Source organism: Lentzea sp. NPDC036949 (assembly GCF_055608075.1).
Window position 1 is genome coordinate 1 of the sequence record NZ_JBVJRA010000015.1, and the last position, 20,066, is coordinate 20,066.

Annotated in this window: 22 protein-coding genes; 12 read left to right on the forward strand and 10 right to left on the reverse strand. The window is 69.4% G+C overall.

Annotated features, from left to right (window positions below; translation table 11 throughout):
• On the forward strand, positions 1-615 hold a 615-nt coding region (locus tag ACZ7CD_RS32915; RefSeq protein WP_470380444.1), incomplete at its 5' end, for an ANTAR domain-containing protein.
• 418 nt (positions 616-1,033) lie between these two features.
• Here the strand turns inward: ACZ7CD_RS32915 and ACZ7CD_RS32920 are convergent.
• On the reverse strand, positions 1,034-1,288 hold the full coding sequence (locus ACZ7CD_RS32920) for a hypothetical protein (protein ID WP_470380445.1): 255 nt from the start codon (positions 1,286-1,288) through the stop codon (positions 1,034-1,036).
• On the opposite strand from ACZ7CD_RS32920, the gene ACZ7CD_RS32925 reads away from it, so the two are divergent.
• Positions 1,258-1,752 (forward strand): DddA-like double-stranded DNA deaminase toxin, encoded by a 495-nt coding sequence (locus ACZ7CD_RS32925; RefSeq protein ID WP_470380505.1) that lies wholly within the window; start codon positions 1,258-1,260, stop codon positions 1,750-1,752. The two genes, ACZ7CD_RS32920 and ACZ7CD_RS32925, sit on opposite strands and share 31 nt — an antisense overlap.
• Positions 1,749-2,372 (forward strand): Imm1 family immunity protein, encoded by a 624-nt coding sequence (locus ACZ7CD_RS32930; RefSeq protein ID WP_470371935.1) that lies wholly within the window; start codon positions 1,749-1,751, stop codon positions 2,370-2,372. The genes ACZ7CD_RS32925 and ACZ7CD_RS32930 overlap by 4 nt, the downstream gene beginning before the upstream one ends.
• 686 nt (positions 2,373-3,058) lie before the next feature.
• On the opposite strand, the gene ACZ7CD_RS32935 is transcribed toward ACZ7CD_RS32930, so the two are convergent.
• The 3 genes from ACZ7CD_RS32935 to ACZ7CD_RS32945 form a co-directional block, all read right to left on the reverse strand.
• Positions 3,059-3,925, reverse strand: a complete 867-nt coding sequence (locus ACZ7CD_RS32935) for an LPXTG cell wall anchor domain-containing protein (protein WP_470371936.1) — start codon at positions 3,923-3,925, stop codon at positions 3,059-3,061.
• A gap of 10 nt (positions 3,926-3,935) precedes the next feature.
• Complete coding sequence (locus ACZ7CD_RS32940) at positions 3,936-4,499, reverse strand: papain-like cysteine protease family protein (protein WP_360401188.1); 564 nt, start codon at positions 4,497-4,499, stop codon at positions 3,936-3,938.
• Positions 4,500-4,825: 326 nt separating this feature from the next.
• A complete protein-coding gene (locus tag ACZ7CD_RS32945) occupies positions 4,826-5,377 on the reverse strand; it encodes a TetR/AcrR family transcriptional regulator (RefSeq protein WP_458432137.1) in 552 nt (183 codons plus the stop codon).
• Between the two features lie 241 nt (positions 5,378-5,618).
• Here ACZ7CD_RS32945 and ACZ7CD_RS32950 point away from each other — a divergent pair, with 241 nt between their 5' ends.
• A complete protein-coding gene (locus tag ACZ7CD_RS32950; protein ID WP_360401184.1) occupies positions 5,619-6,587 on the forward strand; it encodes an alpha/beta hydrolase family protein in 969 nt (322 codons plus the stop codon).
• A 72-nt stretch (positions 6,588-6,659) separates the two neighbouring features.
• Positions 6,660-7,259, forward strand: coding sequence for an NADPH-dependent F420 reductase (locus tag ACZ7CD_RS32955; protein ID WP_360401181.1), 600 nt, complete (start codon positions 6,660-6,662; stop codon positions 7,257-7,259).
• 79 nt (positions 7,260-7,338) lie between these two features.
• Here ACZ7CD_RS32955 and ACZ7CD_RS32960 read toward each other — a convergent pair whose 3' ends face one another.
• Both ACZ7CD_RS32960 and ACZ7CD_RS32965 read right to left on the reverse strand, forming a co-directional pair.
• Complete coding sequence (locus tag ACZ7CD_RS32960) at positions 7,339-7,899, reverse strand: snapalysin family zinc-dependent metalloprotease (RefSeq protein WP_360401177.1); 561 nt, start codon at positions 7,897-7,899, stop codon at positions 7,339-7,341.
• 182 nt (positions 7,900-8,081) lie between these two features.
• Positions 8,082-9,017: an NAD-dependent epimerase/dehydratase family protein gene (locus ACZ7CD_RS32965; RefSeq protein ID WP_470380446.1), complete on the reverse strand. Its 936-nt coding sequence runs from the start codon at positions 9,015-9,017 to the stop codon at positions 8,082-8,084.
• A 79-nt stretch (positions 9,018-9,096) separates the two neighbouring features.
• On the opposite strand from ACZ7CD_RS32965, the gene ACZ7CD_RS32970 reads away from it, so the two are divergent.
• The 5 genes from ACZ7CD_RS32970 to ACZ7CD_RS32990 all read left to right on the forward strand — a co-directional run bounded on the left by ACZ7CD_RS32970 (position 9,097) and on the right by ACZ7CD_RS32990 (position 12,872).
• Entirely contained in the window at positions 9,097-10,017 is a 921-nt protein-coding gene (locus tag ACZ7CD_RS32970; protein WP_360401171.1) for a LysR family transcriptional regulator, read from the forward strand.
• Between the two features lie 86 nt (positions 10,018-10,103).
• Positions 10,104-10,421: a hypothetical protein gene (locus ACZ7CD_RS32975; protein WP_360401168.1), complete on the forward strand. Its 318-nt coding sequence runs from the start codon at positions 10,104-10,106 to the stop codon at positions 10,419-10,421.
• A gap of 209 nt (positions 10,422-10,630) precedes the next feature.
• Positions 10,631-10,969 carry a hypothetical protein gene (locus ACZ7CD_RS32980; RefSeq protein WP_470380447.1) on the forward strand — a complete coding sequence of 113 codons (339 nt, stop codon included), beginning with the start codon at positions 10,631-10,633 and terminating at the stop codon, positions 10,967-10,969.
• A gap of 188 nt (positions 10,970-11,157) precedes the next feature.
• Positions 11,158-11,700, forward strand: a complete 543-nt coding sequence (locus tag ACZ7CD_RS32985) for an SRPBCC family protein (RefSeq protein ID WP_360401162.1) — start codon at positions 11,158-11,160, stop codon at positions 11,698-11,700.
• Positions 11,697-12,872, forward strand: coding sequence for a zinc-dependent alcohol dehydrogenase (locus ACZ7CD_RS32990; protein ID WP_360401159.1), 1,176 nt, complete (start codon positions 11,697-11,699; stop codon positions 12,870-12,872). The genes ACZ7CD_RS32985 and ACZ7CD_RS32990 overlap by 4 nt, the downstream gene beginning before the upstream one ends.
• A 49-nt stretch (positions 12,873-12,921) precedes the next feature.
• On the opposite strand, the gene ACZ7CD_RS32995 is transcribed toward ACZ7CD_RS32990, so the two are convergent.
• From ACZ7CD_RS32995 to ACZ7CD_RS33010, 4 genes are all read right to left on the reverse strand, one after another.
• Positions 12,922-13,977, reverse strand: coding sequence for a hypothetical protein (locus tag ACZ7CD_RS32995; RefSeq protein ID WP_470380448.1), 1,056 nt, complete (start codon positions 13,975-13,977; stop codon positions 12,922-12,924).
• Entirely contained in the window at positions 13,977-14,477 is a 501-nt protein-coding gene (locus ACZ7CD_RS33000; RefSeq protein ID WP_470380449.1) for a SigE family RNA polymerase sigma factor, read from the reverse strand. The genes ACZ7CD_RS32995 and ACZ7CD_RS33000 overlap by 1 nt, the downstream gene beginning before the upstream one ends.
• A 68-nt stretch (positions 14,478-14,545) precedes the next feature.
• A complete protein-coding gene (locus ACZ7CD_RS33005) occupies positions 14,546-15,433 on the reverse strand; it encodes an SDR family NAD(P)-dependent oxidoreductase (protein ID WP_458432130.1) in 888 nt (295 codons plus the stop codon).
• Positions 15,430-16,626 carry a zinc-dependent alcohol dehydrogenase gene (locus tag ACZ7CD_RS33010; protein WP_470380450.1) on the reverse strand — a complete coding sequence of 399 codons (1,197 nt, stop codon included), beginning with the start codon at positions 16,624-16,626 and terminating at the stop codon, positions 15,430-15,432. The genes ACZ7CD_RS33005 and ACZ7CD_RS33010 overlap by 4 nt, the downstream gene beginning before the upstream one ends.
• Positions 16,627-16,949: 323 nt before the next feature.
• Here ACZ7CD_RS33010 and ACZ7CD_RS33015 point away from each other — a divergent pair, with 323 nt between their 5' ends.
• Positions 16,950-17,501 carry an EF-hand domain-containing protein gene (locus ACZ7CD_RS33015; protein WP_360401144.1) on the forward strand — a complete coding sequence of 184 codons (552 nt, stop codon included), beginning with the start codon at positions 16,950-16,952 and terminating at the stop codon, positions 17,499-17,501.
• 139 nt (positions 17,502-17,640) lie between these two features.
• Entirely contained in the window at positions 17,641-19,983 is a 2,343-nt protein-coding gene (locus ACZ7CD_RS33020) for a molybdopterin-dependent oxidoreductase (protein ID WP_470371943.1), read from the forward strand.
• The last annotated feature ends 83 nt before the right edge of the window (positions 19,984-20,066 follow it).

Here is a 20,066-nt window from a genome sequence, read left to right on the forward strand (position 1 = left end):
AGCAGGGCGATCCCGGATGCCGACTCGGTGACGGTGTCGCTGATGGATCCGGCGCGGCCGCGCACTGCCGCCTCCACGAGCCCCGAGTTGATCGAGATCGACGAGAAGCAGTACGCCGCTGACCGGGGCCCGTGCCTGGAGTCCGCGCGCACCCTGCGGCCTGTGCGGGCTGTCGTCGGCGAGCACCTCGACGAGTGGCCGGAGTTCGAGGCAGCCGCCGCGGCGCACGCGATCCGCGCCTACCTGTCCGTGCCGGTGCTGCTGCCCTCCTCGAACTCCTCCGACGAAAAGCACCTCGGTTCACTCAACATCTACAGCCACACGGCCGCGGCGTTCGACCCCTTCGACGAAGGGCTCATGCGGCTGTTCACGACAGCCGCGTCGGTCACGATCGCCAGCGCCCAGCGCTGGCAACGCTCACGAGACCACATCGACAGCCTGGAAAAGGCTCTCGCCTCCCGGGCCGTCATCGACCAAGCAAAAGGTGTCCTGATGGCCGTGCACTCCTGCAGCGCCGACGAAGCCTTCACGATGCTCGTGCAACGCTCACAGCACGAGAACGTCAAACTCCGCGACATCGCCAAGAACCTCCTCGACTCGGTCGCCGGTTCCTGAACAGCCGGTGCCGTTCGTGGCAGTCGCGTAACACCTCACCTCAGCGGTCATTCGTCTTGAGCCCGCAGGCGTTTGAGGCGCCGCTGGAGGAGCTCGTCGTGGCGCCCGGAGATCGAACACCCGAATCACAGCACCGTGATCACGCAGGTCACGAACCCGGCAAGCCACCATCCAGCAGGAGACCTCGCGGCAACCCATCCTGCGGATGATCGCGGCTCCGCTGGCGGGACCGAGAAGGCGAGCCCGAACCGGCATCATGACGCAGCCGGGATGCCCCGAGTGGGTCTCGTGCATGGTGATCAGACGCAGGCCAGGCGGACGCGGTACGAGCCCATCACCCATGCGGCTGAACTGCGGTTCGGCCGTACGCGTGCCTCGTGTCAGGATCGGTGCGGGTCCACGGGAAGGGACCGGTGTGCTACCGACGACGTTCAGCGATGTTGAGGCCACGCTCAACGCCGCCGCGGACAAGGCCCAGCAGGTGCAGCAGATGCTCCAGCAGGTCGTGGAGATGGCCGAGGAGTGCGCGACGGCGCTCACCGACGTCATGGCCGGAACCGGCGAGCAGGCCGATGCTGAGATGGTCACCAGTCAGTTCGCCGCTGTGCGAGTCGGCGCAAAGGACCTGCTGGACGTCCTGGTATCGGGCCTGCAGGGCATCGAGAAGGTTCATCAGCAGTTCGCGACCAAGCCGCCGACAGCCCCACCCCGACGTCCGGCGGGACAGCAGGCGGAGGTGGCGGCCGGCAGCCGGATACCTGGGCGCGGCGTGCACGATCGAGCCTTCCCGCGTTCAAGACCAGCGGGATCTGCCGCGATGATGACGGCAATGAAGACCTCGTGCAGAGCGGCCGGGAGCCCGACGGCGAGCACACCCGCATCAATGATCACCTGACGAAGGTGGGTGTGCTGTGGCCGGGTCAGAACGCCGAGGTCACCAAGCACGTCGAAACCAAGGTCGCCTGGCGCATGCGGCAGTCCGGCGTCAACCGTGCCGAAGTGGTCGTGAACAAGGAAGTGTGCGAGGGCATGTTGGGTTGCCGGGAGGTGCTACCGCTCGTACTGGGCGCCGGTCAGACACTGACGGTGCACGATCCGATGGGTTCGCACACGTTCCAGGGAAGGGATGCACGGTGACGTACACGCTGGACTGGTACTTCTACAGCGGCGCCAACCGCGCTCGTGAGCCGTTCGAGGTCCGATCCGAGTCCGACCTCAACCGTGCGCTGGCAGCGATCCTGGCCGAACCACAGCCACATCCGACCCAGATCGCCGCGCGCGAGCTCCCCCGGTTCGGTCCGGCGAAGATTCCCGACCGCATGTTCAAGATGGACGTATCGCCGACCGGAGAGCACGTGGCACTGCACTACTTCGGGCCGACGGACCCGCGGCGGGCGGTGCGAATGGTGACGATGTGGGCCAAGCAGAGCGCACCGGAGCAGACTCGGTCACGGTCGACCCAGGTCGAAACGCTGGTCCTGCGGCACGCGGGTGACCTACCGCCGTCCACTGTGGATGCGATGCCCCCGCCGGAGCACGACCTGGACCTCACCCTGGAACGACACCCCTGGGTGACGTCATCTCCTACTGCCGTCCCGGACGACGTGCCGACCCTGTACGTCGATTCGGCGAACGAGACGGAGTTCCCGCGCGACGCGATCATTCCACGCGACCTCGCGGTCGCGGCGCTGCTCGAGTTCGCGGTGACCGGCGTGCGTCCGGAATCTGTTCAATGGCAGCCGTTCGAGACTTACTGACCAACGGCTCACAGTGCCGATCGGTGCCTCGCGGAACACCAGACGAGGGCACCACGTCAGCGCCGGCATGCTTGAAGACAGCAGCTTGTCGTGGAGGACGACGCCGAACGACAGCGTCGAATCTGCACTCGCGCCTTTCCGCAACCTGCCAGGGATTGGCAGCCACCATACTGCCCGCTGATCCCTGGGAACAGCGGTTACGCCATAACGGTTCACCGCCGCGATGACAGTCAGAGCCTGGGTCGACAGGTTCTGAGCTGCAAGCGCGCAGCGTATTCTGCGACGTGTCCCTCAGGGGCTCGGCCAATGAGGTGGGCCAACGTCCGCACCGATAATCATGCGCACACACTCGCCCCATAGAGCGCACATGAAAAAGTTCGCACATTCGTGCGATTGAGAGACCCTGGTGGATCGCTCATGTGATGGCGACCATTGGGAGCGACTCCGTGCGTTGAACGTGCCAGAACAGCCCTCAATGGACCTGAACGGAACCGCGCCGACCTGCAGGAGTCCCGTTTACGCAGGTCAGCGCGTTCCTGGCGTTGCAGGTCACACAGATGGAGCCCTCGGATCGGCCTGAACTGCGCCCAACTGCACCAAAGCGCAGGTCAACAGCCCTGAACGCACGCTCATAACGGCCCAGAACGGCTGTCGTTCGCCGTGTCCACCGGGACCGAGCCGAAGAATCACCCAGCGTTGTTGCGCCGGCGACGGAAGAAGAAGGCGCCGCCCGCGAGCACGAGCGCCGCGCTCGAACCGCCGACGAGCAACGGCGCGATGGACGACGTGCTGTCCGTTCCGCTTGCAATGCCGTAGCCGCTCGACATCCCCTTGGTGTCGTAATCCGATGCGGGCAGCTTGTCGGCGTAGCGGGCCTTGACCAGCTTCTGGTACTCGCTCAGCGACATGGACGCCTTGCCGCCCAGTCCTTGCCGTGCCTGGTCGTTGAGCGGCTCCACCGTGGTGAGCTTCAGCTGGTACCAGCCGCGGATCTGCGGCTCTGAGAACACCAGGACCCCCGCACCGGCCTTGCCGGCGTACTCGGCCTCGTCGTCGCCCTCGCGCACCGCCGCCAGGTGCCAGCCGCCGCCCTGCGTGGGGGCGAGCATGACGGTGGCCTGGCGGTCGTTGACGGTGTTGCTCAGCGAGGACACCAGGCGGGCCAGCTTGACCGCCTCCGTGGCGATCGGCGGGGAGGTGCCCGCGACGAAGCCCGGCGTGATCTCGCTGACCGCCAGCGGGTCCTTGATCGTGAAGGCGGGCATGCCCTCGCACGGATTGGCCTTGTCCGGAACCATCTGCGCGGGTTGGGACCCGCCCTGGGGCACCGGCACGGCGAGGAAGCGGCACACGGCGTTGCGGACGTCGGCCGACTTCACGGCGTTGAGAGCGGCCTGGTAGTCGGGGATGTCCACCGGGAGCGGGTCCTCGGCCGGGGCCGCGTGGGCGGGGCCCGCGACGGACAGGAGCGCGGATGCGCCCAGTGCCAGGACCGCGGTCAGGCGGGAAAGGCGCGAAGCAGCCCGCCGCCAGACCGTTCTTGGTTCGCACATGATGCCTGCCTTAACGGGAGATGCCGATCCGGGAGTGGGTCCACTTGAACGAGCTGTTGTTGACGTAGTCGTTGTAGTTCCACCACGTGTAGGTGGCGGTGTCCGGCCACGGGTCGGCGACCGCGATGGTGTTGTTCGACGTGTCGAAGCCGTAGACGACGTTCATGTGGCCCCCGCCTGAGGTCCACCCGATGCGCGCACCGATGGGGCGGGAGGCCTTGACGTCGGTGTAGATCTGGTTGAACGAGGCCGCGCTGCCCAGGCCCGAGCCGGGGTGGGCCATGCCGAGGCTCTGCCAGCCCCTGGCCATGTCGTCGAGCGTGGCAGGCTGGTTGTTGCAGCCGTAGTAGGGCTGGGCCCGAGTGCAGAAGTCCGCCTGCGTGCTGCCGACGCCCTGGTACTTGGCGATCGTCAGGCCCGAGGCGGCCCAGCACCACTGGGTCTTCTCCTGCTTGTACATGGCGATGCCGTCGTACGCTGCCTCCGCTTGCGCCGCGCCTGCCGCGGTCACGAGCAACCACGAGGTCGTCAGCGCGATGGCCGATGCCGTGATCGCGAATGTGGATCTACCCATTTCCTTGTCCTCCTGGATGTGACGAGTACCGGGAGACCTGAGGACATGAAAGCGCGAAAATTCGCTGCCACGCAGAAACAACACACAAATACGCCCACAAGAGTGAACTCCATGAATTCCAGCTCCCAGGCCGGAGTCACGAATTACCGAACATCAACAACGAGCTGCCGAAACCGCCACTGGTTTCCGGTCTTTGCCCGTGAAGGTTGCGGTATTGCACTCTTTACGGTGTCGAAGACGGTCCGAAAAGGCCACCATCCGCATCCGCCCACGGAATGCGAGGGTGACTCGAACACTTTGAGGTGAATGCCAGGAGGTCCCGATACCTAAGGGTCCAGCTTGAGCGAACCGTGACCGACGTCGGTGCTGTCGGCGATGGCACGGATCAGGTTCAGCAGGTCGTCGTGGAGCTCGTCGGTCATGCGGTCCTCGGCGACACCGCGGAGGAACACCTGGTTGACACCCCTGATCGCGGCTCGGCCCGCGGCTCCCGACAGGTCGTCACGACCGGTTCCGTCGAAGGGGAAGCCGGTTCCGGGAGTTCGCTGGGAGACCTCGGCCTCCGCCATGGCGACCACGCCGGGGTTGGCCAGGGCCATGGCGCGGGTGAGCGCGGCTTCCTCCTGGTCGACGTTGTCGCGCAGGTCGTGCCACCACCTGTCCACCAGGTCGATGAACTCCAGCGCGGGGTCCTCCCGGTGCAGCGCGATGATCCGCTGCTCGATGGACGCGGGCCATTCGGTGATGAAGTCGAGCTTCGAGGGGAAGTAGCCCGTCACGGTCCGCGGCGCGACCTCGGCCGCCTCGGCGATGTCGGCGATCGTGGTCCGTTCGTACCCGTGTTCGGCGAACAGGCGCAGAGCCGTGTGCAGGATCAACCGCCGGCGTCGTGCTTTGGACCGCTCCCGAAGCCCCGGACCGTCACTGGCCACCCGCACCCCTCCCGCACTCCGTTGACCACCGCCTGCGTGCACCTCAGCATACATGCTTCCCATGGCTAAAATGCCGTCTTGTGCAAACTTGCCGTCCATGGCAATCTTTTGCCGGGCGGTCGGAGTCGATCACCCTCCGAGTCCGTCGAGCAACGCGTTCACGGACGAACCGCCTGAGAGGAACACCATGAACACGTCCTACGCGGACGCCGCCGGCTTCCCGGTCAGCGACCCCACCCCCGTCCTCAGCTGCAGTCCCGTCTCGCTGGAGGTGCCGGGCAGGCCCGTGCCGCTGGAGATCAAGATCTCGGCGCCCGTGACCGGGACCGACCTGCCGGTGCTGCTGCTCTCGCACGGCCACGGCATGACCAACTTCCTCTCCTCGCTGCGCGGCTACGGGCCCCTCGCGGACTTCTGGGCCGCTCACGGGTTCGTCGTCGTCCAGCCGACGCACCTGGACTCCACGGTGCTCGGGCTGCGCGACCAGGACCTGCCCGACGCGCCGCTGTTCTGGCGCGACCGCGCCGTCGACATGCGGATCGTCCTCGATCACCTGGAGGAGGTCATCGCCGCGATTCCGGGGCTCCCGGGCCGTGTCGACACCGAGAAGGTGGCCGCGGTCGGGCACTCGGCCGGTGGCCACACGGTCTCACTGCTGCTGGGCTCGCAGGTGTCCGACCCGGACGACCCCCGGGAGAAGGACCTCTCCGACCCCAGGGTCAAGGCCGGCGTCGTGATCGGAGGACCTGGCATCGCCGACGAGCACTTCTCGCCGTGGGCCGCGGAGCACTACCCGATGATGAAGCACATCGACTTCGGGCAGATGACCGGTGCCGCGCTCGTCATCGCCGGCGACGAGGACCTGAACCCCCACTTCTCCTCCCGGCTCAGCTACCGCTGGGACGCCTACACCCACAGCCCCGGCGGGAACAAGACGCTGCTGACCCTCCTGGGCGCACAGCACCTGTTCGGCGGGATCTCGGGCTACGACGCCGTGGAAACCTCCGACGAGAACCCCGAACGGGTTGCCGCGCTGCGGGCGCTGGTGTGGTCCTACCTGCGGTCCCAACTGTTCCCCGGCGACATGTCCTGGGACATCGCCGTGAAGGCACTGGAGAGCCGGAAGACGCCTCTTGCGCAGGTCGAGACCAAGTAGCCCGCGACGTGCGGACCGCGGTCGACACCGCATCCCCGCATGTCGCTCGTCAGACCACCTCAGGAGGAACCCATGAACATCGCGATCCTCGGCACGGGCAAGGTCGGTTCCGCATTGGGGACACGACTGGCATCCACCGGTCACCACGTGGTCTACGGATCACGGACGCGCGCAGGCGAAGCGGGAACGGTCAGCCCGCGCGAAGCCGTCGCGTCCAGCGACGTGGTCGTCACCGCCATCCCCGGCACGGCCGTGGTCGCCGCCTTGGAAGACATCGGGGAGGACGTGCTGGCCGAGAAGATCGTGCTCGACCCCTCGGCCGCTTTCACCCCGCAGATGACGATGGCCTACCCCGGTGACAGCGTGGCCCAGCAGGTGCAGGCGCGTTTCCCACGGGCCCGTGTCGTGAAGACGCTCAACACGATGAACTTCACCATCATGGTCGACCCGCTGGCGTCGGTGTCCCAGGCGACCGTTTTCCTCAGCGGCGACGACAGCGCGGCCAAGACCGTGGTCACGGGCTTGCTCGGCGACCTGGGGTGGCCCGGGAGCAGCGTCCTGGACCTGGGCGGCGTCCACACCGCCTTGGCCACCGAGCACGTCGCTCCGTTGTTCTTCTCGACCGTCAGGGCCCTGGGAACCGCGAAGTTCAACATCTCCGTCTCGCGGTGACACACAGGTCGTCGCGATGGACGCACAACGCCCGCGGGGCCGGGTCCACAGGAGACCCAGGCCCCGCGGTCGTGCGTGATCAGGAGTGGACGGGGATCTGCTCGTAGATCACCTTCCACTCGTAGGTGCCGGCGAACCCGTTGGCCCACAGGGAGTTCACCCGAGCCGCCTCGGTGGCGTTGGGCGAGGCGACGGTGCAGGACGTGCCGGGGCCACCGCCCGACATCAGCTCCGAGCACGGGCCGCTGTAGTGGTCGGGCAGGCCGAGGGCGTGCCCGGTCTCGTGCGCGGTGATGCGGGTGACGTAGTACTGCCTCGCCTGCGTGTAGTCGATGAAGATCGTGCCGCTGCCGTGGCCGTTGGTCGAGGCGTACGAACCGCGCGGGTCGTTGCCCTCGCGGTAGCGCAGGGTGGCCGCGCTGCGGTTCTCCACCAGCTTCACGTTGGACACCCGCGCGTTCCAGTTCGCCGCGCCTTGCCGGATGGCGCTCGCGAACGTGGGGGCGCTGCTGGTGTCGTAGTACACGGTGACCGCCGCCGCGGTGGGCGGGGCCTCGGCGGCCGACGCCTGGCCCGTCAGGGGTGCGACGACGGTTGTGGCCGCGGCGAGCGCGACGGACAGGACGACTTTCTTGAACATGGGTTCTCCTCGCTTGCAGGGTGCGAAGAATGGAACCTCGGGGTTCCGCCACCCAACGTAAGGAGAGTCGTCGTGCCCGTTCGCCCGCCATTGGCGTGAAGCGGTTCAGCGCTCTTCACGGTTGACGTAGCCCGCTATTCGGACGAAAGCAGCACAACCAACGAAAGCGGGGCGAATGGTCGTCACTGTGCGTCAGATGCCCAGCTGACCGCCCCGGTAGTGGCGAGCGCCTGGGCGCGGGTGATCACGGGCCGGTAGCCCAGCTCCGCCACCGCCTTCGCCGTGTCCACAGTGCACGGCTGCGAGAAGAACCAGAGCAACGGCACCGGCACGTTCTCCACGGCCGTGGGGAGGTCGAGATCCGGTACCGACGGCTCCACCGCGTGGAGCCGGAACTGCGTCTCGAGGAACGACCTCAGCTCCACCGGCTCGCGGTCGGTGATGAAGTACGCCTCTCCTGGCTGGCCGTGCAACCAGCCGAGGACCAGTCCTTCCACGGCGTTGTCGACGTAGGTCACGTCGGTGCGCACCCTGCTGCCCTCGATCCAGGCGAACCGGCCTTCGCGCGCCGCCGCCACGATCGCGCCGATCAGGCTGCTGTGCGGTCCCCACACGAACCGCGGGCGGATGACGACGGTGCCGAGCCGGTCGTCCGAGGCCTCCGCGACGAGCTGTTCCGCCTGCGCCTTGGTGGCGGAGTAGGCCGCGGGCGAGTCCGGGCGCAGCGGAGCGGTCTCGTCCGCGTCGACCAGGGGGTCGCCGGCCAGCAGCGCGGCTTCCGATCCACAGTGGACAAACCTGCGGGCGTGCACGCGGCGTGCGCCTTCCAGGGCGGCTGCGGTCCCGTCCACCGTCACGAGCCGGTGCCGTTCCGGGCTCGCCGCGAGGTCGGTCTCCGCGGCGAGGTGGAAGACCACGTCGTAGGTGTCGCCGGGACGGGCCCAGGTGGAGGGGTCGAGGAGGTCTCCCCGGACGGCGGTGGCGCCCGCGTGCTCGACTGCGGCGGCCGCTGCGTCGCTGCGCGCCAGGGCGGACACCGCGTGGCCGTCGGCGACCAGGCGGCGGATCAGGGCACTTCCGATGAAACCGGACCCGCCGGTGACGAATGCTGATGACATGTCAGGTCCAACGGCGGTGCAGGGAGAACACTTCCCGTCGCAGGATCGATATAAATTGCCCTAATGATAACTTTTGTTTATGCCAACTCTGCGCGCGCTGGAATGCCTGCTCGCCGCGGCCGACCTGGGTTCGGTGACGCGCGCCGCGCAGCACCTGCACCTGTCCCAGCCGGCGATCTCGCACCAACTGGTCGCCCTCGAACGTGAGGCCGGCACCGCCCTGCTGATCCGCGACCGCCGCGGAGTGCGTCTCACGGCCGCCGGACGCGCCGCGCTGCCCGAGGCTCGCCGGGCCGTGGCCGCCGCCGACGACGCGGTTCGCCTCGCCCGTGCGGTGGGTCAGGCCGCCGGAGGCACGGTCCGCGTGGTGTGCGCGCAGAGCCTCACGGTGGCGTTGCTGGCACCGGTGCTGGCCCGGTGGAACGCCGACCGGCCCGGCGTGACGATCGCCTTCCGCGAGAGCACGGACCCGGAGCCGGCCCTCGCCGCGCTGGAGTCCGGGGAGGCCGACGTCCTGCTCGTGCCCGACCTCGGCGCCACCGGCTTCCACGAGACCACGGTCGCCGAAGAGGAGATCGTGGTGGCACTGCCGGTCCGGCATCCGCTGGCCGCACAGCCCGCCATCCGGCAGGACGACCTGCACGGCCGGTCCTTCGTGCACTTCACGCCGGAGAACAACCTCGGCGCGTGGATCGAGAGCAACCTCGACGCCGACCTGAGGGGGTCGGTGGTGGCCCGCACCGCCGTGACGACGCACGCGCCCCAGCTGGCAGCGGCGGGCCTGGGGCTCTCCGTGGTGCCGGTCAGCGCCATCACCGCGGGTTTCACCGGCGTGGTCCGCTCCTTCGACCCGCGGTGGACACGCCGCCTGGTCGCCCTGACCGCGGGCCCCCACGACCCGCTCATCGCTCAACTCATCACGGACCTGCGCGACGGAGGGCTGCACGTGCCCGGCGACGTCGCGGACCAGCTCGCCTCCGCGACCTCGGAACAACGCTGATCGAGATGTCGGTCGTTCAACCGACTGTGCGCCGCCACACCGGTGGATATCTTGCGAGGAACGCCCGCAACAGCTGGAGGAGCACCATGACGACCGCCCGGCGGATTCTCACCGGTCTGGCCACCGCAGGACTGTTCATCTCCGTCCTCGGCGCGGGATCCGCCACCGCCGCCACCAAGGGCAAGATCTACATCTCCAACAACTGCGGCGCGGCGGTCTCCACGACGATCCACCGCACCAGCGGTGCGATGATCGCGGGCACCTCGGCCGCACCGGCCGGCAGCTACTTCGGCTACCCGGTCGACCCCGGCACCTACGTGGTCCGCGTGCCCGCCGGGAGCCGCACGGTGACGATCCTCGACCTCGGCGGCAAGGCGCACACCGCCGTCGTCAGGGCGTGCTGAACCGTCCTGCCAGGACAGAAGGGCCGTCACCCGAGTGGTGACGGCCCTTCTGCCGTAGGCCTTCTGCTCGCCACCGCCCACCGGCTCGCGTGCGAAGTGGTGCACCGTGAGCGGTCGAGCAGTGGTACTGGGGCGTGCCGCTCCCCTGCGCGACGATCGGTTCGGTCGCGGGAAACCCCCGCCACCGCTGATCGGAGAAGGAGCAAGCCATGCGGCACCTCACCCGCCGTCTCGCCACCGCCGCAGCCGTCGCCGCGACGCTGACCGGGGTCTCCCTCGTCACGTCGCCTGCGGCCTCGGCCCTCGCGCCGGGGCCCCTGTTCCAGTACGGGGCGCTGAGCTGCAAGGCACTGGCCGCCGCCGACGGCGACGGCCTGGTGGAATGCACGGGCCAGCAAGGCACCAACTGGCGGTCCGTCGTCAAGTGCACCTGGGGCCTCACGTACTACGGCAACTGGCAGAACAACTACCTCGGTGGCACGACGCAGTCCCGGGCCGACTCGAACTGCTTCTGGGGCGTCGCGGACGTCACGGTCACCGGGAGCTGATCCCCGCGCGGAGCGACGGCGGCACCGGTCACCTCTCCCGCAACGGGGTTAGGCGCAGTGCCGAGGGGTAGTCAGGCCCAGGTGAGACCACCCCGGCTCGGACGAGGCGGCGTGCCTGGCCGCGCTGCGACGTCGCCGCGTCCGCAGCGAGCCCCCACCGGTGGTGCGGGGCACGCGAAGGAGGATCCGTGGAACTGACTGCTACGACCACTGTCCGCAAACCCGTGGCGGAGGTGTTCGCGTTCTGGCGCGATCTGCAGAACCTCCCGACGTTCATGGGGCATCTCGAGGAGGTCCGCACCACCGGTGCCCGGACGAGCCACTGGGTCGCCGACGCGCCGTTCGGGACGAACGTCGAGTGGGACGCCGAGATCACCGACGAGGTGCCCGCCGAGAAGATCGCCTGGCGTTCGACCGGTGACGCCGACGTGCCCAACGCCGGCACGGTCCGGTTCGTGGCCGCCCCCGACGGGGAGAGCACCGAGGTCCACGTCGGACTGGTGTACGAGATCCCGGGCGGTGCGATCGGCAAGGCGGTCGCCCGGTACTTCGGCGAGGAGCCGCACCAGCAGCTCGACGACGACCTGCGCCGGTTCAAGCAGGTGCTGGAGACCGGTGAGGTCGTCCGGTCCGACGGTGCCCCGTGGGGCAAGCGGGCGCGCGAGGAGTTCCCGCAACGCCCGGCGCAGCCGCTGTCGGACGCCGAGCTGGAGAAGGGAGCGGGCGCATGAGGGCGACCACCTGGGCCGGCCGCAACAAGGTCGAGGTCCGCGACGTGCCGGACCCGAAGATCCTCAACAGCCGCGACGCGATCGTCCGGATCACCTCCACCGCGATCTGCGGTTCCGACCTGCACCTGGTCGACGGCTACGTGCCGACCATGCAGGACGGTGACGTCCTGGGCCACGAGTTCATGGGCGAGGTCGTCGAGGTCGGCTCGGGTGTCGCCGCGGACCGGCTGCGCGTCGGGGACCGGGTCGTCGTGCCGTTCCCGATCGCCTGCGGTGCGTGTGCCGCCTGCGCGGCCGGGCTGTTCTCGTGCTGCGAGAACAGCAACCCGAACGCCGGGATCGCGGAGAAGATGTTCGGGCACCCGGTCGCCGGCATCTTCGGCTACTCGCACCTGACCGGCGGTTACGCGGGCGGGCAGGCCCAGTACGCGCGCGTGCCGTTCGCCGACGTCGGCCCGTTGAAGATCGAGTCGGACCTGACCGACGAGCAGGTGCTGTTCCTCTCCGACATCCTGCCCACCGGCTACATGGGCGCCGAGATGTGCGACATCCAGCCCGGTGACGTGGTCGCGGTGTGGGGTGCCGGGCCGGTCGGCCAGTTCGCCATGGACAGCGCCAGGGTCCTGGGCGCCGCGAAGGTCATCGCCATCGACAAGGAGCCCTACCGGCTGCAGATGGCCGAGCAGGCGGGTTACACGCCGGTGAACTTCGACGAGGTCGACGTGCGGTCCCGGCTGCTGGAGCTGACCGGTGGGCGCGGGCCCGACAAGTGCATCGACGCGGTCGGCCTGGAAGCCACGCACGGCAGCGCGCACGTCTCCGCCTACGACCGGGTCAAGCAGGCCGTCAAGTCCGAGACCGACCGCCCGCACGCACTGCGCCAGGCCATCATGTCGTGCCGCAGCGGCGGTGTGGTCTCGGTGATCGGCGTCTACGGTGGACTGATCGACAAGTTCCCGGCGGGCGCGTGGATGAACCGCTCACTGACCCTGCGCACCGGCCAGTGCCACGTCCACCGCTACATGAAGCCGCTGCTGGAGCTCATCGAAAGCGGGAAGCTGGATCCGACCCGGATCATCACCCACACGCTCCCGCTCGACGAGGCGGCACATGGCTTCGACATCTTCAAGAACAAGCAGGACAACTGCGAGAAGGTCGTCCTCAAACCCTGACGGGCCACGGCGTTCGGTCACCGCGGCGAACGCGGTGACCGAACCGCGGTCAGCTCGGCAGCACGAGCCGGTTGGCGATGTCGTACAGGTCGGCCTGGGGCACCCCGCCGGCGACGACGACCGGGGCTCCCCCGATCGCGTCGAGGACCCACAGGCGGCGGTAGCCGTCTTCGTCGGTGTAGCGCGTCGCGTGGCCCTGCACGAACTGCCCCGGCGTACCGGCCGGTTCGCCGACGACGGCGCTGCTGACGTGGACCGTCGGCTGAACGGTGCACGTGCCCAGCGAGTAGCCCGTGGTGGTCTCCGGCATGGCCGGGGACCGGTCCAGGCCCTGCTGGACGTTGAACGCGCAGATCCGCATCCCGTCGGGCAGGTCGCGCAGGCCGTAGGCCGGGGTGACCGTCGTCGCGCCGGGGAACTGGATGTTCTCCGCGATCCGGCGGCCGGTGTCGGCGAGCTGCTGCGCGGGTGCGGTGCTGCCGTGCGCGGCGGCCACGTGCACGTACATCGAGCCGCCGTCGGGGTGCGCCACGTACAGCTCGTACCCGCCCGGCCCGGTGGACACCGAGCTCTCCACCCCGCGCTGTCCCTTGACCGTCACGGCCTGGCCGGGACCCGACTTGAACATCGCCTCGTCCAGCGACACCATCCGGAACTGCTGGACGCCGATCTCCAGCACCTGGTCGCCGGCCGTGACGGTCAGCATGTACTCACCGCCGTACAGGGGCGTGGCCGGGTCCTCCGCGCTGAACCCGACGTTGATCCGGTGCACCCGGTGGGCGACCGAGCCCGGTGGGAGCCAGCCCAGCGAGTAGGGCATCCGCAGACCCGCCGCCGCGGCCTGGCTCGTGGGGGCCGGGGTCTCGGCTCCACCGGCGGTGGCCATCGGCCGGGACTGCACCGCGGGGTCCGGCCGGTTCAGCACCACGGCCGTGACCGCGCCGAGGGTCAGCACGGTCGCCCCGGCGGCGACCACCAGCGGCCGGCCCAGCGCGGAGCGCCTGCTGTCGATGCGCCGGCGCGCTGCGGCGAGCACCGCGTCGCTGTCGGGTGCGTCGGCCTCGCGCGCCGTGAAGGTGTCCTTGATCAGGTTCTCGATGTTCATCACGTCTCCCTGGCCTCCGCCATCTGCTCGATGACCAAGCCGTTTCGCAGTGCGGCCAACGCCTTGTGGGCGTGTGCGCGGACGGTCGCCTGGGCGCAACCGAGCAGCCCGGCGATCTCGGAGTCGGGCAGCTGCTCGTAGTACCGCAGCACCACCACGGCGCGCTGGCGCTTGGGCAGCCGCGCCAAGCGCTGCCACATGTCCTCCCGCGCGGCGTGGTCCGACGCGAAGTCGTCCGCCCGTGCCTCGTCGGGGAGGTCCCCCGACGCGGTCACACGTGCGGACCGGCTATGTCGCCAGGACAGGTAGCCGTTGGTCACCATCCGCAGCACGTACCGCTCGGGGTGGTTCGCGCGGCTGATCCGTGACCAGTGCCGGTACATCTTGACCAGCACGTCCTGCACCAGATCAGCAGCCTGTTCCCGTTCGCCGGTGAGCATCGTCGCGTACCGCAGCAACCGCGGCAGCTGTGCTCGGGCGAAGTCGTCGTAGTCAGCCATCACCCTTGAAGACTCACGCCGACGGCGATCCGTTTACCGGCTTCTCGGACAACGCGCCGGCCACACCTTCACCGTTCGGCGGGCCAGCGCCCGTGCGTCCCCTCACCGGCGGGGTGCGGCCGGAGAACGGTGCCCGGTGTGGGCGGCACCGCCTTCCTCGTCAGCGCCGCGAGGCGGAACAGGGGCCCGACGAGCAGGTCGTAAAGGCCGGGCAGGAACCGGAAACCGGCGACGATGAGCGGGTTCGCGGGTCCTACCGGCACGCTGACGTGCCGCTGCGGGTGGTCGGCCAGGCGGACGATCGCGGCGGCGACCCGCTCGGGGCTCAGGACCGGAACAGGTGGCCGCGCCGCACGACCGGTGTAGTTGGCGGCCTGGTCGTAGATCGGCGTGTTGATGCTGCCGGGGCTCACGATGCACACGTGCACGCCTGGCTCGTCGCGCGTTTCCTGTTGCAGGGTGCGGAGTACGGCGCGTTGCCCCCACTTGGCCGTGGAGTAGGCGCCCATCTGCGGCACGGTGATGGAGCCGAGCAGCGAGTTCACGCCGATGAACACGCCGGTGCGCTGGCGGCGCAGAACGGGGAGGACCGCCTGCGCCAGGTGCAGCGTGCCGTGCACCGCGGTGTCCACGACCGTGGTGAACACCTCGGCAGGCATCTCCTCCACGGTCCCGTACCCCATCACCGTCGCACTGTGCACGACGACGTCGATGCGCCCGTGCAGGTCCATGGCCTTCCCGACGATCCGGCCGGCGCCACCGGGATCGCCGATGTCGTCGGCGACGACGTCGACCGCGGCGGTTCCCACCGCCCGGCAGGCCTTCTCCGCGGCGTCGAGCGCCGCACCGCTGCGGGAGGCCAGGACCACGGCATCGCCGCGGGAGGAGAACGCCACCGCCGCGGCCAGCCCGATCCCGCTGCTCGCGCCCACCACGAGCACCACTCGGCCGGTCATGGGTTCAGCACGACCTTGATGCAGCCGTCGCTCTTGGCGCGGAACATCTCGTAGCCGCGCGCGGCCTCGGCGAGCGGGAGGTGGTGCGTGGTCAGGTCCAGGGTGCCGAGCGGATCGGCCGGGTCGAGGACCAGCGGCAGGATCTCGTCGGTCCACCGGCGCACGTGGGCCTGTCCCATGCGCAGCTGGATCCCGCGGTCGAACATCTCCATCATCGGCATCGGGTCCTGCTCGCCGCCGTACACGCCGGACACCGACACCGTGCCACCGCGGCGCACTCCCTTCACCGCGGTGTGCAGGGCGTCGAGGCGGTCCAGTGCGACCTTGTCGATCACCTTCTGGGCGATGCCGTCGGGGAGCAGTCCAGCGGCCTTCTGCGCCGCGGCGACCAGTCCCCCGCCGTGGGCCTCCATGCCGACGGCGTCGATGGTGGCGTCCGGCCCGCGGCCGTCCACCATCTCGATCAGCTTGGCCGCCACCTCGCCGGAGCCGTCGAACTCGTCGAGGTTCACGGGTTCGGCCCCGTGGCGTTCGGCCAGCGCGAGCCGTTCGGGAACCCGGTCGACGCCGATGACGCGGCCGGCGCCGAGGTGCCTGGCGATCCGGGCGGCGAACTGCCCGACCGGGCCCAGCCCGAGCACGGCGACGGTGCCACCGGGAGGCACGTCGGCGTAGCGGACGGCCTGCCACGCGGTCGGCAGGATGTCGGACAGGAACAGGAACTGCTCGTCGGGCGTGCCGTCCGGAACGACGATCGGCCCGAACTGGGCCTGCGGCACCCGCAGGTACTCGGCCTGGCCGCCGGGCACCGAACCGTAGAGCGAGGTGTAGCCGAACAGGCTCGCGCCCTTGCCCTCGCCGCGCACCTGCGTCGTCTCGCACTGCGCGAACAGGTCGCGCTCGCACATCCAGCAGTGCCCGCACGAGATGTTGAACGGCACCACGACCCGGTCGCCCACCTTGAGGTGACCGCTCGCCTCGGAACCGACCTCCTCGACGACGCCCATCGCCTCATGGCCGAGCACGTCGCCCGGCTTCAGATAGGGCCCCAGCACCCCGTACAGGTGGAGGTCGGATCCGCAGATCGCGGTCGAGGTCACCCTGATGATCGCATCGGTGGGCTCCTCGATCCGCGGGTCCGGAACGTCGACCACCTGCACCTTCTCGTTGCCCTGCCACGTCAGCGCCTTCACGGGTGCCTCACCTCTGACGCTGGCGTGGTGGTACTTGCTGACCTGGCCGGGGTGCGCGGCGACGCGTTCAGCGCCGTGCGCACGACCGCCGTCGAGCGGGTGATTCGAGACATCCGACTTCCCCTCGTGACACTGGTGGACAGGTCAGCAGTACCCCGCAAAATCGACTCAAAACCGTTTCAACCTGTTCGTGGTAATGGACGGACCCCGCCGCTCGAACGGCCCCTCGGCGTAGGGGCAGCGTCACCTGGTCGGCTGGTTCACCCTTTCCGGTAGCCGTGTCGCCGGGCATTCGCGAAACGGGTTGCCTAGGTTGCGTCGTCATGACCGAAGTTCGTGATCTCAAGTACCGGCAGTGGTTCAAAGGCGCCGATGTCGACGGCGACGGAGTCATCACCTGCGAGGACGTCCGGCTGATGGGCGAGCGGTACGTCGCGGCCCGCGGTGCCGCGCTGCAGCCCGCGACCGCCCGCCACCTCGTCGAGGGGCTGGAGGCGTTCTGGACCGGTGTGATCGCGCCGATGGACCAGGACGGTGACGGGAAGGTCGACCTGCGGGAGATGACCGAGGGGTTCCGGCGGGCGCTGGGCGATCGCGGCCTGTACCCGCAGCAGGTCGGACCCGTGGCCGACTGCTACTTCGACCTGATCGACCTCGACGGGGACGACCGGGTCGACCGCACGGAGTTCGAGGAGATCTTCCGCCTCGCGGGCAACGTCTCCCCCGAGGACTGCGCCGCCGTCTTCGACGCGCTGGACGTCGACGGCTCCGGCGGGCTCGACCGCGCCGAGTTCCACCAGGCGCTCGCGGAGTTCTTCTACGGCGACGACCCGCACGCGCCCGCCGCCCACCTGTTCGGCAAGATCACCGCATAACCGCCACGCCGTGTCGTCCGGCCCGCTGCACCCGAAGCCGAGGCAGCGGCCGGACAGGACCCATTTGCACTACATCACTCCGCCAGCCGCATGAGCAACCATGGTCCCGGGCCGGGAACTTCGGTGGCAGAGGTGATGCATGGTCGAGCAACGCATGTCGGTCGCGACCCATTGGGGCAGTTTCGTCGCCGTGGTCGAGTCCGGCCGGTTGGTGCGGATCGAGCCGAAGCCCGGTGACCCCGCTCCCTCCCCCATCGGCCCCGGGATGGTGCGGGCCGCAGACGACAGCGCGCGCGTGCTGCGCCCCGCCGTGCGCAAGGGCTGGTTGGACGGCGAGCCGCGCGCCCACGGCACCGCCAGGGGCTCCGACGCCTTCGTCGAGGTGAGCTGGGACCGTGCGATCACGCTGGTGAGCGACGAGCTCCGCCGGGTCCGCGCGGAGCACGGGGACAGCGCGGTGTTCGGCGGGTCCTACGGGTGGGCGAGCGCGGGCAGGTTCCACCACGCGCAGGGACAGCTGCACCGGTTCCTGGCGCTGGGCGGGGGCTTCACCGACTCGCGCAACACCTACAGCACCGCGGCTCTGGAGGTCATCCTCCCCCACGTGATCGGCGGGCACCCGTGGAGCTACCAGAGCCGGATGCCGATGTGGGACGAGATAGCCGAGCACTGCGAACTCGTGGTGGCGTTCGGCGGGCTCGCCCTCAAGAACAGCCAGATCAACCCCGGCGGGCTGGCCCGGCACCAGACGCGGGACCTGCAGCGCCGGTGCCGCGAGGCCGGCGTCCGGTTCGTGAACGTCAGCCCGATCCGCAGCGACACCGCCGGGTTCCTCGACGCCGAGTGGCTGCCCGTCGTCCCCAACACCGACACCGCCGCGATGCTCGGCATCGCACACACGATGCTGGTCAACGGCTGGCACGACGAGGACTTCCTGAGCCGGTGCTGCGTCGGGTTCGACCGCTTCGCCGCCTACCTGACCGGCGAGCTCGACGGCGTCCGCAAGGACGCGGCCTGGGCCGCGGGGATCACCGGCCTCGACCAGGACGTGCTCACCGGTCTCGCCCGCCGCCTCACCGCCCAGCGGTCACTCATCATGGTCAACTACGCGGTGCAACGCGCGGACCACGGTGAACAACCGATCTGGATGTCCGTCGTGCTGGCCGCCATGGCGGGCTCCCTGGGCCGGCCCGGCTGCGGCTGGGGTGCGGGCTACGCGACGATGGACGCGACCGGCGTCGCTCCGGACCGCCCGTTCGTCGGGACCATCCCCGCGGTCCCCAACCCGGTTCCCGACTTCATCCCCGTCGCCAGGATCGCCGACGCCCTGCTGCACCCCGGTGAGGTCATCGACTACGACGGCAGCAGGCTCATGCTGCCCGAGCTCCGCCTCGTCTACTGGTGCGGGGGCAACCCGTTCCACCACCACCAGGACCTGCACCGGTTGACCCGCGCGTGGCAGGTTCCCGACACGGTCGTGGTGCACGAAGCCTGGTGGAACACGACGGCCAAGTTCGCGGACATCGTCCTGCCCGTCGCCACCAGCCTCGAACGCGACGACTTCGCCGCCGGTTTCTCCGACCCCCACCTCGTCGCGATGCCGAAGGTCCGCGAGCCCGCCGGCGAGTCGCGCACCGACCACCACATCTTCGCCGACCTGGCCGCCCGGCTCGGGTACCACGAGGAGTTCACCGAGTCGCGCTCCGAGCTCGACTGGGTCCGCCACCTCTACGAGGAGACGAAGGCCCAGCTCGGTGACACCGCCGCGCTGCCGGACTTCGACGACTTCTGGCGCAGCTCCACCGCCGCGCTGCCGGCCTCGACCGGACCGTTCCCCGGTAGCTTCGCAGCCCTCCGCTCGGATCCGCGGCAGTTCCCCCTGACCACGCCGTCGGGCCGGATCGAGATCTTCTCCGAGGAGATCGACTCGTTCGGCTACGACGACTGCGCAGGGCACCCCACGTGGTTCGAGCCGGTGGAGTGGCTCCGCGCCGGGCTGGCGGACCGGTTCCCGCTGCACCTGATCTCGAACCAGCCCGCCTCACGCCTGCACAGCCAGTACGACAACGGCGGCCACAGCCTCGCCTCGAAGATCCGCGGGCGCGAACCCGTGACGATCAACCCCTCGGACGCCGCGGCGCGCGGCATCGAGGACGGCATGGTCGTGCGCGTCCACAACGACCGGGGGAGCTGCCTCGCGGGCGCGGTCCTGTCGGACGACGTCATGCCCGGTGTCGTGCAGCTGTCCACCGGAGCGTGGTGGGACCCGGTCGAGCCGGGCGTGAGCGGGACGCTGGACCGCCACGGCAACCCGAACGCCCTCACCGCGGACCGGCCGTGCTCGCGCCTGTCCCAGGGACCCAGCGCCCACAGCGTTCTCGTCGACGTCGAACCCCATGACGGCCCGCTCCCCGACGTGCTGGCCTTCACCCCGCCGCGGATTCTGGGTGATCAGCACCAAAACCCGTTGCGGCACACGTGAACCTCCTCTTTCGAGTTACGTGCGGCGAAGTTCTCCCCGGAATGCGTGACACTGGGGATCATGGCGATCACTCGACGCATGTT

Bases quoted from the DNA above. Each gene is read 5' to 3' on its own strand.
- ACZ7CD_RS32920 (WP_470380445.1), bottom strand. From the start codon at position 1,288: ATGAACCTTCTCGATGCCCTGCAGGCCCGATACCAGGACGTCCAGCAG.
- ACZ7CD_RS32935 (WP_470371936.1), bottom strand. From the start codon at position 3,925: ATGTGCGAACCAAGAACGGTCTGGCGGCGGGCTGCTTCGCGCCTTTCC.
- ACZ7CD_RS32940 (WP_360401188.1), bottom strand. From the start codon at position 4,499: ATGGGTAGATCCACATTCGCGATCACGGCATCGGCCATCGCGCTGACG.
- ACZ7CD_RS32950 (WP_360401184.1), top strand. From the start codon at position 5,619: ATGAACACGTCCTACGCGGACGCCGCCGGCTTCCCGGTCAGCGACCCC.
- ACZ7CD_RS32955 (WP_360401181.1), top strand. From the start codon at position 6,660: ATGAACATCGCGATCCTCGGCACGGGCAAGGTCGGTTCCGCATTGGGG.
- ACZ7CD_RS32960 (WP_360401177.1), bottom strand. From the start codon at position 7,899: ATGTTCAAGAAAGTCGTCCTGTCCGTCGCGCTCGCCGCGGCCACAACC.
- ACZ7CD_RS32965 (WP_470380446.1), bottom strand. From the start codon at position 9,017: ATGTCATCAGCATTCGTCACCGGCGGGTCCGGTTTCATCGGAAGTGCC.
- ACZ7CD_RS32970 (WP_360401171.1), top strand. From the start codon at position 9,097: ATGCCAACTCTGCGCGCGCTGGAATGCCTGCTCGCCGCGGCCGACCTG.
- ACZ7CD_RS32975 (WP_360401168.1), top strand. From the start codon at position 10,104: ATGACGACCGCCCGGCGGATTCTCACCGGTCTGGCCACCGCAGGACTG.
- ACZ7CD_RS32980 (WP_470380447.1), top strand. From the start codon at position 10,631: ATGCGGCACCTCACCCGCCGTCTCGCCACCGCCGCAGCCGTCGCCGCG.
- ACZ7CD_RS32990 (WP_360401159.1), top strand. From the start codon at position 11,697: ATGAGGGCGACCACCTGGGCCGGCCGCAACAAGGTCGAGGTCCGCGAC.
- ACZ7CD_RS32995 (WP_470380448.1), bottom strand. From the start codon at position 13,977: ATGAACATCGAGAACCTGATCAAGGACACCTTCACGGCGCGCGAGGCC.
- ACZ7CD_RS33000 (WP_470380449.1), bottom strand. From the start codon at position 14,477: ATGGCTGACTACGACGACTTCGCCCGAGCACAGCTGCCGCGGTTGCTG.
- ACZ7CD_RS33005 (WP_458432130.1), bottom strand. From the start codon at position 15,433: ATGACCGGCCGAGTGGTGCTCGTGGTGGGCGCGAGCAGCGGGATCGGG.
- ACZ7CD_RS33015 (WP_360401144.1), top strand. From the start codon at position 16,950: ATGACCGAAGTTCGTGATCTCAAGTACCGGCAGTGGTTCAAAGGCGCC.
- ACZ7CD_RS33020 (WP_470371943.1), top strand. From the start codon at position 17,641: ATGGTCGAGCAACGCATGTCGGTCGCGACCCATTGGGGCAGTTTCGTC.